Source organism: Dyella solisilvae, from assembly GCF_003351225.1.
Taxonomy (GTDB): domain Bacteria; phylum Pseudomonadota; class Gammaproteobacteria; order Xanthomonadales; family Rhodanobacteraceae; genus Dyella; species Dyella solisilvae.
The window spans coordinates 197,019-208,959 of sequence record NZ_QQSY01000005.1 but is presented as its reverse complement, the minus strand read 5'-3'; the positions used below and the strand labels follow the sequence as shown (position 1 = coordinate 208,959).

Annotated in this window: 13 protein-coding genes; 9 read left to right on the top strand and 4 right to left on the bottom strand. The window is 66.7% G+C overall.

The genetic code is table 11. From position 1 onward, the window contains the following. Positions 1-90: 90 nt before the first annotated feature. Both DVT68_RS17110 and DVT68_RS17105 read left to right on the top strand, forming a co-directional pair. On the top strand, positions 91-2,031 hold the full coding sequence (locus DVT68_RS17110) for an acetyl-CoA hydrolase/transferase C-terminal domain-containing protein (RefSeq protein ID WP_114826328.1): 1,941 nt from the start codon (positions 91-93) through the stop codon (positions 2,029-2,031). Between the two features lie 55 nt (positions 2,032-2,086). Further along, positions 2,087-2,437, top strand: a complete 351-nt coding sequence (locus DVT68_RS17105; RefSeq protein WP_114826326.1) for a GFA family protein — start codon at positions 2,087-2,089, stop codon at positions 2,435-2,437. Between the two features lie 54 nt (positions 2,438-2,491). Here DVT68_RS17105 and DVT68_RS17100 read toward each other — a convergent pair whose 3' ends face one another. Further along, positions 2,492-3,232 (bottom strand): helix-turn-helix domain-containing protein, encoded by a 741-nt coding sequence (locus DVT68_RS17100; protein ID WP_114826325.1) that lies wholly within the window; start codon positions 3,230-3,232, stop codon positions 2,492-2,494. A 173-nt stretch (positions 3,233-3,405) separates the two neighbouring features. Between DVT68_RS17100 and ispG the strand changes: the two genes are divergently transcribed. The 5 genes from ispG to DVT68_RS17075 all read left to right on the top strand — a co-directional run bounded on the left by ispG (position 3,406) and on the right by DVT68_RS17075 (position 6,802). After that, a complete protein-coding gene (ispG, locus tag DVT68_RS17095) occupies positions 3,406-4,662 on the top strand; it encodes a flavodoxin-dependent (E)-4-hydroxy-3-methylbut-2-enyl-diphosphate synthase (protein ID WP_114826474.1) in 1,257 nt (418 codons plus the stop codon). A gap of 7 nt (positions 4,663-4,669) precedes the next feature. Further along, on the top strand, positions 4,670-5,347 hold the full coding sequence (locus tag DVT68_RS17090; protein WP_114826323.1) for a class I SAM-dependent methyltransferase: 678 nt from the start codon (positions 4,670-4,672) through the stop codon (positions 5,345-5,347). A 14-nt stretch (positions 5,348-5,361) separates the two neighbouring features. Continuing rightward, positions 5,362-5,655 carry a DUF1905 domain-containing protein gene (locus DVT68_RS17085; protein ID WP_114826321.1) on the top strand — a complete coding sequence of 98 codons (294 nt, stop codon included), beginning with the start codon at positions 5,362-5,364 and terminating at the stop codon, positions 5,653-5,655. Positions 5,656-5,749: 94 nt separating this feature from the next. Next, on the top strand, positions 5,750-6,568 hold the full coding sequence (locus DVT68_RS17080; RefSeq protein ID WP_114826472.1) for an HD-GYP domain-containing protein: 819 nt from the start codon (positions 5,750-5,752) through the stop codon (positions 6,566-6,568). 48 nt (positions 6,569-6,616) lie between these two features. Next, positions 6,617-6,802 carry a hypothetical protein gene (locus DVT68_RS17075; RefSeq protein WP_114826320.1) on the top strand — a complete coding sequence of 62 codons (186 nt, stop codon included), beginning with the start codon at positions 6,617-6,619 and terminating at the stop codon, positions 6,800-6,802. Here the strand turns inward: DVT68_RS17075 and DVT68_RS17070 are convergent. Then, entirely contained in the window at positions 6,799-7,764 is a 966-nt protein-coding gene (locus DVT68_RS17070; protein WP_114826318.1) for a GlxA family transcriptional regulator, read from the bottom strand. The genes DVT68_RS17075 and DVT68_RS17070 overlap by 4 nt on opposite strands. A 114-nt stretch (positions 7,765-7,878) precedes the next feature. Here DVT68_RS17070 and DVT68_RS17065 point away from each other — a divergent pair, with 114 nt between their 5' ends. Beyond that, positions 7,879-8,517, top strand: a complete 639-nt coding sequence (locus DVT68_RS17065; RefSeq protein WP_114826317.1) for a cysteine hydrolase family protein — start codon at positions 7,879-7,881, stop codon at positions 8,515-8,517. On the opposite strand, the gene aat is transcribed toward DVT68_RS17065, so the two are convergent. Continuing rightward, the gene (gene aat, locus DVT68_RS17060) at positions 8,503-9,234 is read right to left on the bottom strand and encodes a leucyl/phenylalanyl-tRNA--protein transferase (protein ID WP_114826315.1); all 732 of its coding nucleotides are present in this window, start codon (positions 9,232-9,234) and stop codon (positions 8,503-8,505) included. The two genes, DVT68_RS17065 and aat, sit on opposite strands and share 15 nt — an antisense overlap. Before the next feature lie 95 nt (positions 9,235-9,329). Between aat and DVT68_RS17055 the strand changes: the two genes are divergently transcribed. Next, positions 9,330-10,739, top strand: coding sequence for a serine hydrolase domain-containing protein (locus DVT68_RS17055; RefSeq protein ID WP_158543529.1), 1,410 nt, complete (start codon positions 9,330-9,332; stop codon positions 10,737-10,739). A gap of 18 nt (positions 10,740-10,757) precedes the next feature. On the opposite strand, the gene DVT68_RS17050 is transcribed toward DVT68_RS17055, so the two are convergent. Continuing rightward, entirely contained in the window at positions 10,758-11,900 is a 1,143-nt protein-coding gene (locus DVT68_RS17050) for a GNAT family N-acetyltransferase (protein ID WP_114826312.1), read from the bottom strand. Positions 11,901-11,941: the final 41 nt, after the last annotated feature.

Genomic DNA, 11,941 nt, shown 5'->3' with positions numbered 1-11,941 from the left:
CCTTCAAGCCGTATTCACTCCCGCCATGCCACGAATACCCCACTGACGCATGGGATGCCGCCGCAATGAACCTTCTGTCATGCTTGATCCATGTCGCCTGAGCAATGTCACACTGACACCGAAGCCTGTGCGCAGCACATTGCCGAGCGGCTCGGTCCCGACCTGCGCGTGGCGGCCCCGCTGGGGCTGGGGAAGCCGCATGGACTTCTCAATGCGCTGTACAAACTGACGGTCGCCGACACCTCGCGCACGTTGTCGCTGTATACGGCGCTGTCGTTGACGCGACCGCATCCGGCGCCGGGCTTCGAGCAGCGCTTCGTGGCGCCTTTCGTCGAGCGGCATTTCGGCGCCGACGCGGTGGATCCGCAATACGCGATCGACCAGGCGCGCCAGACGCTGCCTTCGAACGTGGCCGTCCACGAGTTCTACATGCAGTCGGGCGCGCTGCTGCGCTCGCCCAGCGCGCAACGCAACTACATCAGCCAGAACTACACGCACGTGGCGCGCGACCTGGCCGTGCAGGACATCAACCTGCTGGTGCAACTGGTGGCGAAGCGCCAGACGCCTGAGGGCGTGCGTTACAGCCTGTCATGCAATCCCGATCTGACCCTGGACTTCATCGACCAGGTGGTGCAATCGGGCAAGCCGCGCCCGTTGTGCGTGGCGGTGGTGCATCCGGAGATGCCGTACGTGAGCGGTCACGCTGAGGTAAGACAGGACTATTTCGACGTGGAGTTGCGGCCGGAGTCCTTGCCGAAGCTGTTCGCCTTGCCGCGGCAGCCGATCGACCTCGTCGAATACTCGCTCGGCCTGCATGCGAGTGCGCTGGTGCGCGATGGCGGCTGCCTGCAGATCGGCATCGGGGCATTGTCCGATGCGCTCGTCTACGGATTGCGCTGGCGCCACGAGGACAACATGCAGTGGCGGCGCGCGCTGGTGGCGCTGGATCCGCGTGGGAGCACCCATGCCCTGGCCGCACGGATGGGCGGGCTGGCGCCGTTCAAGACGGGCCTGTATGGCGCGAGCGAGATGGTCATGGACGGATTCATGCACCTGCAGCGCGCCGGCATCCTCAAGCGGCGCGCCTGGGACAACATCGCGCTCGAACGCGCGGCGGCCAGCGGCCGGCTGTCGCCGAAAACGCCAGGTGGCCACTATCTGCGTGGCGCCTTCTTCCTCGGTTCGCAGGCGCTGTACGACTGGATAGGCGAGCTGGAACGGGACGACCCGGACGCGCTGGACATGTGTCGCGTGTCCAACGTCAACCAACTCTATGGCGACCACCAGGCGCTGGCCGTGATGCAGCGCCGCGGCGCGCGCTTCTTCAACACCTGCATGATGGCGACCTTGCTGGGTTCGGCCGTGTCCGACGGACTGGAAGACGGCGCCGTCGTGAGTGGCGTCGGCGGCCAGTACAACTTCGTGGCGATGGCGCAGGAGTTGCCCGAAGGACGTTCGGTGCTGATGCTGCGCTCGACCCGGCGCGGCCGGGATGGCGCCGAGACCAACATTCGCTGGAACTACGGGCACACCACGATCCCCCGCCATTTGCGCGACATGATAGTGACCGAGTACGGCGTGGCGGACCTGCGCGGCAAGACCGACAGCGAATGCATCGAGGCCATGCTGTCGATCACAGATGCCCGCTTCATCGATGCCTTGTGCGCCGAGGCCAAGTCCAACGGCAAGCTGGCGGCCGATTTCCAGGTGCCTGAGCGCTGGCGCAACAATCGCCCGGAATTCCTGCGTGATGCGCTGGCGCCATGGCAGGCCAAGGGCCTGTTGCCAGCGTTTCCGTTCGGCAGCGATTTCACCGACGAGGAACAGCGCCTTTTGCCGGCCCTCGACTGGCTCAAGCAACGCAGCGCCAACTGGCGCGGCAAACTCGGCATCCTGCACGCCATCGCGCGCCCGGGCGCGCCGGTGGAAGGCGAAGGTGAAGCGATCGCCCGCATGGGCCTCGCCCAGCCGTCCGGTCTGCGCGAGCGAATGCTGCGTCGGATGCTGGCCGGCGCGTTGCGTCGAACCTGACTCGCGTCCGCCTGATTGGCGGCGTCTGGGGTCCTTTCCACAAGGAGTCATCGACATGTACCAGGGCAGTTGCCATTGCGGTCGCATCGCCTTCGAAGTCGAAGGCGAGCCCGCTCAGGTGTATGAGTGCAACTGCACCCATTGCAGTCGCAAGGGCATCCTGTGGTGGTTCATGCCTCGCACGCAGATGCACCTGCGAACGCCGGAAGAGTCGATGTCGAGTTATCTATTCAACACGCATCGCATCGATCACCGGTTCTGCCCGAATTGCGGCTGCGAGCCATTCGCCTACGGCACGGACCCGAAGACCGGCGAGGCCACCGTGGCCTTGAACGTGCGTTGCCTCGAAGGGCTGGACCTGGCCGCGCTCCATCGAAAATCGTTCGACGGACTGCACCTGCTCTAGGGATAGATCCTTGGTGGCAGGAGCGCAGCTTGTGCGCTCCTGCAAGGGACGTGCTTAATGCATCAGCAGCGACTGGCCAAGCTCGCGCAGCGTCTTCAGGTCGGTCACGTGCAGGCCCTGTCGATCCAGCGAGATCATGCCGCGCTGGCGGAAGCGGCCCAGCAGGCGGCTGACGGTTTCCGTGGTCAAGCGCAGGTGGTTGCCGATATCGGCGCGCGACATGGGCAGCGGCAGGTAATCGGCCGACAGGCCCAACACGGCGCGGCGGTCGCGCATATCGACCAGGAAAGCGGCGAAGCGCTCCTCGGCCAGGTAATTGCCGCCGCTCAGCTGCAGGCGCGTGATGCGCTGGCTGGCTGCGTGCATCAGGTGCCAGGGAACGTCGGGCTGCGAGGTCGCCACCTGGCGAATCGCGTGGTAGGGAAAACGGCAGAACTGCGTCTTGCCCAGCGCCACCACGGCGTTGTCGTGCAGCTCACGGTCGATGGCGTCCAGCCCGATCAGTTCGCCTGGAAGGTGGAAGGCCAGCACCTGTTCGCGGCCGGCGACGTCCACGGCCACGGTCTTGGCCATGCCGGACTGCACCGCATAGACGGCGCGGAATGGCGAGAGCGGCCGGTACAGATATTCCCCGGTGCGCAAGGGACCGATGCGTTCGGCAATGTGGCGCAGGCCGGAAAGTTCGGCGCGATCGTAGCCGCTCGCCTGGCATACCGATGCGTGGCCGCAGCCGGCGCAGGACGGTGATGGGGTCATGCGCGGGGCGCCATCCTGGCGGTGAAGTGTCTGGAGCATGGTGCGTCAGGCCTCCGGGTTCCTTGCTCGATTCCAGGGTTCTCATGATCCTCGCTCCCGGGGCCGAAGCGTGCAGGCTGCGCGGTTTTGTCGCATAAACCGCGGGGTGTTCGGGTATCCTTCACCTGATTGCCGCCAGCCTCATACGGCCCCCCGCCCAAATCGTGTACTCCATGAGCGATCTCTCTTCCTCCCCGCGTCCTGCACAGCCCGCCTCGCGTCGACCCAGCGTGGCCGTGAAGATCGGCAAGATCACCGTCGGTGGCGGCGCACCCGTCGTGGTGCAGTCGATGACCAACACCGACACCGAGGACCCGTCCAGCACGGCCAGGCAGATCGCCGAACTGGCGCGTGCGGGCTCGGAGCTGGTGCGCATCACGGTCAATACACCGGCCGCAGCAGCGGCGGTGCCGCGCATCCGCGAGAAGCTCGAAATGATGGGCGTGGACGTGCCGATCATCGGCGACTTCCACTACAACGGTCATCAGCTGCTGGAGGCCGAGCCGGCCTGCGCCGAGGCGCTGGCCAAGTACCGCATCAATCCCGGCAACGTGGGCTTCGGCAAGAAGAAGGACAGCCAGTTCGCCTCGATCATCGAGATGGCGCTGCGCTACGACAAGCCGGTGCGCATCGGCGCCAATTGGGGCTCGCTCGACCAGTCCATGGTCGCCACCCTGATGGACGAGAACCACCAGCGCGCCGAGCCGTGGGACGCGTCGCACGTGGCGCGCGAGGCCCTGATCCGTTCGGCGCTGGATTCGGCCAGGCGCGCGGAGGAGATCGGTCTGCCGCGCGAGCGCATCATCCTTTCGTGCAAGGTCTCGGGCGTTCAGGAACTGATCGCGGTCTATCGCGATATCGCCGGCCGCTGCGACTACGCATTGCATCTGGGCCTGACCGAGGCCGGCATGGGCTCCAAGGGCATTACCGCTTCGTCCGCCGCACTTGCCGTGCTGCTGCAGGAAGGCATCGGCGACACCATCCGCATTTCGCTGACGCCGGAGCCGGGCGCCTCGCGCACCGGCGAGGTGATCGTGGCGCAGGAGCTGCTGCAGACCATGGGCCTGCGGGCGTTCACGCCGCTGGTGACTGCCTGTCCGGGTTGCGGTCGCACCACCAGCGAGTTCTTCCAGGAGCTGGCGCGCACGGTGCAATCGCACGTACGTGAGCAGATGCCGCTGTGGCGCGTGAAGTACGACGGCGTGGAGAACCTCACGCTGGCGGTGATGGGTTGCGTGGTGAACGGACCCGGCGAATCCAAACACGCCAACATCGGCATTTCCCTGCCGGGCAATGGCGAGGCGCCATCGGCGCCGGTGTTCATCGACGGCGAGAAGGCGATGACCCTGCGTGGCGACAACATCGCCAACGAGTTCATCGGCATCCTCGACAACTACGTCGCCACCAAATACGCCAGCCGCGCCGGCTGACCAGCGCATGCCCGGCGCATCGACGGAGTCACGGATCCTCGATGCCTGGCAGGCCAACGCGGACGCCTGGACAGGCGCGGTGCGCAACGGCTGTATCGAAAGCAGGCAGCTCGTCACCGACCGAGCCATTGTCGACGCTGTTCTGGCGCAATCGCCGCGCCGCGTGATCGACCTCGGTTGCGGCGAAGGCTGGCTGACCCGTGCGCTGGCCGACGCCGGCATTGCCGTCATCGGCGTGGATGCCGTGCCGTCATTGATCGAGGCGGCGCGAGCGGATGGTGGCGGTGATTTTCGCGTCCTGTCCTACGCTGAGCTGACGGCGGGCGCACTGCGTGAGCGGGCCGATGTGGTGGTCTGCAACTTCTCCTTGCTCGGCGAGGACTCGGTGGCCGGCGTGCTCGCGGCTGTGCCCAGCTTGCTCGAAGCTGGCGGCGTCCTGATCGTGCAGACCCTCCATCCGCTGGTGGCGACAGGCGACAAGCCTTACCGCGACGGCTGGCGCGAAGGCTCGTGGGCAGGCTGCGGCGAGGGTTTTGCCGAACCGGCCCCGTGGTATTTCCGCACCATGGGCGGCTGGTTGGCGGCTTTCGCCAAGGCCGGTCTGCACCTCAAAGGCATGCTCGAACCCATTCACCCTCACACGGGACGGCCTGCGTCCGTTATCTTCTTGGCGGGGGAAAGCTAGGAGGGGATCGGGGCATGACCAGGCATCGTGCGGTAGCGTTTCGCGCCACTGTGCAGAACGGCCACAGCCAATGGGCGGTGGCCTTGCCATTCGATCCGGTCACTCAATGGTCCACGCCTGCGCGGCCACTGTGGAAATGCGGACGCGGCCATCGCGTGCGCGGCAGCCTCAATGGCCAGGATTTCCAGGGTTCGGTGGTCGAGCGCGCCGGAGCGTTCTGGCTGCTGCTGGAAGAATCGCTGGCCGCTACCGTCGGACTCAACGCCGGGCAGTCGGTCGACGTGATGATCGAGCCCGTCGACGCCTGATGACGGCCATGCGTGGACAACGATCGCGGCTCGCCCATTCGCGGGTATGCTCCGCACGTCCTGCAGACAGATTTGGCAGGCGATGGGAAATCCGGTGACGCTCAAGCCACAAATCCGCATTGTCGCTATTTATCTGACGGCCTCGTGGCTGTGGGTGTTCTGTTCGGATCGCCTGCTGTTCTCGTTGGGCTACGACAAGCACACGCTGAGCATGCTGCACAGCCTGAAGGGCGGTTTCTTCGTACTGTGTTCCGGCCTGTTGCTGTACTGGATGATCGGCCGCGTGTTCCGGCGGATGGACCGCCTCAACCACGCGCTGCTGGAAGGCAACGAGCAGTCGTTGACGGCGCTGGTGTCGGCGATGGACGCACGCCACAAGGAGACGCGCGATCACTCCGAGCGCGTGATGCGCATGACCGTGGCGCTGGCGCAGCGCGTCGGGCTCGACGGCGATGCCTTGCGCCACGTTCGATTTGGCGCGCTGCTGCACGACATCGGCAAGCTGGCCCTGCCAGACGCCATCCTGATCAAGCCCGGCCCGCTGACGGAAGACGAAACGACGCAGATGCGCACCCATCCGTCGCTGGGCAAGGACCTGCTGATGCGCACCACCTTCCTGCGGCCGGCGATCGACATTCCCTATGCACACCACGAACGTTGGGACGGCACAGGATACCCGCGCGGCCTGAGCGGCGATTCGATTCCGCTGGCGGCGCGCATCTTCAGCGTGGTCGACGTGTGGGACGCGCTGAGCTTTCCGCGCGTGTACAAGCACGCGTGGCCGGAACACGACGTGCTCGACTATCTACGCAATGCCGCCGGCGGCCAGCTCGATCCGCAGATCGTGGCGCTGTTCCTGGAACACTACGACGAGCTCAAGGCTGTCGGCATGGATGCCGCCGTGGCGGATTGATGATCGCCGCCCCGCGGTTTCACGGCGCGCTCATGACTGCCACAGCTTGTGCGCCTCCTCGGCGATGAGGTCGGGGTATTCCTCGGGAAAGAACAGCTTCGCGCCGGGATTGCAGCGGACGCCTCGCTGCGCGACGTGACGGTGGAAGAATTGCGCATCGAATGCTGGTTCCCCGACGACCAGGCCACGGCGGCGTTATGCCGGCAACTGGCGCGAGAGCCGGTGGAAGCCTAGGCGGATTCCCTGGTTGCGTTGAACGCGCGCCGGTAGTTGGCAGGTGAGGTGCGATAGGCGCGCTGGAAGTGCTGGCGCAAGGTCACCGGTGAGCCGAGTCCGATACGGCTGGCGATGCGCTCCAGCGGCAGGCGCGTGGTTTCCAGCAGGCGCTGCGCTTCGGCAAGGCGCTGCGTCATCAGCCAGTCGCCGAAGCTGCTGCCGGTGAGCTGGCGGAAGTGCCGCGTGAAGCTGCGCCGGCTCATGGCCAGTTGCTCGGCCAGCGCATCCAGCGGGTGATCCTCGTGCAGTCGCCGTTGCACCTGTTCGAGCAGGCGCGCGAGACGCCGGTCGGCGGGCGCCTCGGGCAGCGGCTGTTCGATGAACTGGGCTTGCCCGCCGCGACGGAACGGCGGCACCACCATGCGCCGCGCGATGCGGTTGGCGACCTCGCTGCCCAGCAGCTGGCGTACCAGGTGCAGGCAGCAGTCGATGCCGGCGGCGGCGCCGGCCGAGGTGACGATGGCGCCGTCGTCGATGTACAGCACGTCCGGATCGACTTCGGTGGCCGGGAAGCGCTCTTCCAGTGCCTGCGTCCAGCCCCAATGGGTGGCGGCCCGGCGGCCGTCCAGCAGGCCCGCGTAGGCCAGCACGAAGGCGCCCAGGCACAGGCCGACGATTCGCGTGCCGCGGCGCGCGGCGCGTTGCAGCGCGCCCAGCAGCGCTTCCGGCGGCCGCTCCGCGGGATCGCGCCACGAGGGCACGACGATCAGGTCGGCGCGGGCCAGTTCCTCCAGCCCGTACGGCGTGGCGATGGCAAAGCCAGCGGCGGTGCCGAGCTGTCTGCCTTCGGCCGAGCACACGCGCAGGCGGAACGGTGTGGGGCCATCCGGCGATGGCGCCTGGAACACCGCGCAGGGCACCGACAGATGGAAGGGGAGGATGCCTTCGAAGGCGACCACGGCGACACGGATGCTGCGCACGGCTTCGTTTCCTGCTTGGCCCGATAGCAGCGATCGTTGTCCTTCGGGCCACTCGTGCGCAAGTGCCACCGGGCTCAACATGCACACACCTTTTCATCCGACAGGAGTCGCGCCATGTCCCAGCAGCCCCGCCGTGCCGTCATCGTGGTCGACGTGCAGAACGAGTACTTCACCGGCAACCTGCAGATCGAGTACCCGCCGTCCTCGCAGTCGCTGGCCAACATCGCGTGCGTCATGGATGCGGCGACCGCCGCCGGCGTGCCGGTGATCGTGATCCAGCAGCATTCGCCGGCTGATGCCCCGGCCTTTGCCGAAGGCAGTGACGGCTGGCTCCTGCACCAGGAAGTGGCCCGTCGCCATCGCGATGCGTTGTTCCAGAAGCCGCTGCCCAGCGCCTTCAGTGGCACTGGCCTTGCCGACTGGCTGGTCGCGCACGACGTCGACACCGTCACCGTGGTCGGCTACATGACCCACAACTGCAACGACACCACTATCAAGCACGCCTTCGATCGTGGCCTGCAGGTGGAATTCGTACACGATGCCTCCGGCTCGGTTTCCTATGCCAATCGCGCGGGCCATGCCAGCGCGGAGGAAATCCACCGCGTGTTCAGCGTGGTGGAGCAGTCGCGCTTCGCCGCGGTGCTGAGCACCAGCGAATGGCTGCACGCGCTCGCCAGTGGAGAGACGCCGGTACGCGAGAACATCCTTGATTCGTATCGCGCGGCGAAGCTTCGCCGGTCAGCCGCCGCCTGAGGGCTGCAACTGGATCAGCCCGGTGAATTCCGCCCAGCTGCCGGGCTGGCCGGGCAGGTGGGTCAGCTGGGCGACCATGCGCAGGAACTGGGTGCGGGGGTACTCCGCCGCGCCCAGCTGCAAGAGGTGGGGATTGGTGACCTGGGCATCGATGAGCGGGAAGTCCCAGCGGCGCAGCAACTGGGCCAGCCCCATCAGCGCCGCCCGCGAGCCGCCGCTCTCCAGGCTGAACATGGATTCGCCGCAGAACAGTCGCCCCACGGCGATGCCGTAAACGCCGCCGACCAGGCGCTCACCGTCCCAAACCTCCACGCTGTGCGCGTAGCCGAGCTCGTGCAGGCGGACGTAGGCCTCGATCATGGCCGGGACAATCCAGGTGCCGGCCTGGCCTGGCCGCGGCGCGGCGCAGGCCTCCACCACCTGGCGGAAGGCGTGGTCCACGGTGATGCGCCACGACACCTGGGTGAGCCGCCGGCGCAGGCTGCGGTTCGGCAGCAGCCTCGCGGTGTGGAACACGCAGCGCGGGTCCGGCGACCACCACAGCAGCGGCTCATCCTCGTTGAACCAGGGAAAGATGCCCTGCGCGTAGGCCGCCAGCAGCCGCCGGGTCGACAGGTCCCCGCCGAACGCCAGCAGGCCGTTCGGTTCAATCAGCGCCTTGCGCGGATCGGGAAAGTGCTCCGGCTTGGCTGAATCGAGCAGGGGCAATCGGATCATCGGCGGTACGGCTGGGCATCTGTGGCTCCCGACACATGCTACCGGCACGCGGTCAATTTAGGATCATGGACCTCGTCATTCGTTCCGGGCCGTGTATGCGCCGCTTCGCCTTGCTGCTGTCTTTGACGATGCTTCCATTGGCGCAGGCCGGCGCCACGAATCTCGATACGGCAACGGCCGGGCGCATCGATGCCGACGTGAACACGGTGCTGGCCCGCACCGGGACGCCGGGCGCGGTGGTCGCGGTGTACCGCAAGGGCGAGCTGCTCTACCGCCACGCCTATGGGGTGCGGGACCGCGAAGCTCGCCTGCCTGCGACGCCGGATACCTGGTTCGAGATCGGCTCCATCACCAAGCAGTTCACTGCCGCCGCCATCCTGCAGCTCCAGGAAGCCGGCAAGCTCAGCATCGATGCGCCGCTGGCCACCTATCTGCCGGACGCGCCGCACGCTGGCGAGGTCACCCTGCGCCAACTCCTGTCGCACACCAGCGGGCTTCCGGAGTACCTGGACGGGCCAGACGCCGAAGCTTTCGCGATCAAGCCGCAAACGCCGGCGGCGGTGCTGGCGCGCGTGGCCGGCAAGCCGCTGGACTTCAAGCCGGGCAGCCGCTGGTCGTACTCCAACACCGGCTACTTCCTGCTGGGTCGGGTGATCGAGGTGGTGTCCGGCCAGACCTACGATCAGTACATCCGTGAGCACCTGCTCGAACCCGCCGGCATGCGACACACCTACACGATGGCCGACGAAGGGCGCCTGTCGCCGATGGCAGTGGGATACCGCCACGAGGGCGGCCAGCTTCAGCGCGCCCCCGCCATCCACGATTCGGTGGGCTGGTCCGCAGGCAACCTGGTGTCCACCATTGGTGATCTGCAGCGATGGAACGACGCGCTGGCCGGCGGGAAAATCGTCCGTCCTGCGCATGTCGCCCTGATGGGGACCTCGGTGACCACCACCGAGCACGGCAGCGCCGATTACGGCCTGGGCCTGTTCGTGGACAAGGTCGATGGCCAGCCGCGCATCGGCCACACCGGCGGCTCGTTCGGCTTCACCACCGCCAACGAGTACTTTCCCCGGCAGGACCTGCGGATCATTGCCTTCACCAACAACGGCGACAATCCGGAGCCGGGTGAGATGCTGACCCGCGTGATTTTCGATCAGCTCTATCCCGCTCTGGCCGCTGCGGCGAAGAGGCCGGCCGCCGGCGCCGATCCTGCCGCGACTGCGTCTGACAAAGCCGCCTTTGCGCAGATCCAGAACGGAAAGGTGGACGGCGCGCGCTTCGGCGCGCGTCTGACGGCGAAGCTGCAGGCGGGGCTTGGGAAGCGCCTGGCTGGCCAGTTGGGACCATTCGGCGCACCGACCGACTTCATCTACAAGGGAACCCGTCACGAGAACGGGATGACCTGGCGCGACTACCTGATCGTCTTCGGCCCGGGCAGCACCCTGAAGTTCGGCTTCGGCGTGGATGCGGACGGCAAAGTGGCGAGCATCTCGATGAATTGAGCAGGCGCCGCCGCGTGCTCAGGCAGTGTCGTGGCGGGCGTAGGGGCTGTGCGCCGCCAGGTCCGCGGCGTAGTCGTCCATGGCTTCGGCCTCGCGCGCGAGGGCGTGGCGTACCGCGTCCCTGAAGTTCGTGTCCACCAGGTAGTGGCGCGAGTGCGTGCGCACCGGCAGGAATCCGCGGGCCATCTTGTGCTCACCCTGCGCGCCCGGTTCGAAGCGTTGCAGTCCGTGCCGTATGGCGTGCTCGATGCCCTGGTAGTAGCAAAGCTCGAAATGCAGGCCAGGCACGTCACGTGAAGCGCCCCAGTAACGCCCGTACAAGGTGTCGCTGCTCTGCAGGAACAGCGCCATGGCGATGATCTCTGCGCCGTCGCGGGCAAGTGCGACGCTGACCTGCTGGCCGAGCGTCTCGCCAAAGGCGAGGAACATGGCGCGGGTCAACGCGGCGTGGTTGCCCTTGGCGTCGAACGTGGATCGGTACAGCGCGTGGATGCGCCGCCAAACCTGCGCGTCGAGTTCATGCCCGGCGCGCATCTCGATGGTCAGGCCGCTGTCGGCCACGTGGGCGCGCTCCTGGCGGATGTTTTTCCGCTTCTTGTGGTTGAGCGCGGCGAGGAACTGGTCGAAATTCGTGTAACCGTGGTTTCGCCAGTGGAACTGCACGTCGGAACGAGCCAGCCAGGGCGCGTCGAAGGCCGCTAGCTCGTCCTCGCCGAGAAAATTGGCATGCACCGAGGAAAGATTCATGCGCTCGGCCAATGCGCGCATGGCCGTGGCAAGCGCGTGCCGTCGCGCGGCCGCCTGCGGCCCGTTGCCGGCGAGCAGGCGCGGACCCGGCACCGGCGAATACGGCACGGCGTTGAGCAGCTTGGGATAGTAGTCGCCGCCGGCGCGCTCCCAGGCGCTGGCCCAGCTCCAGTCGAACACGAACTCGCCGTGCGAGTTGCCTTTCAGGTACAGCGGCGCAGCGGCCACCAGGGCGCCGTCTTCATAGAGGCCGAGGTGATGGGCTTGCCAGCCCCAGTCGGCGCGGATGCAACCGGTGTGTTCCAGCGCGGCGAGAAAGGCGTGCGAGACAAACGGATTGTCGTCGGGCCGCAACGCATCCCAGGCCTGGGCCGGGATGCTGTCGATGCTGTCGTGGAAGCGGGCTTCGATCACGTCTCTCAAGACTAACGCATCAGTGCACTTCTGCCGTCATT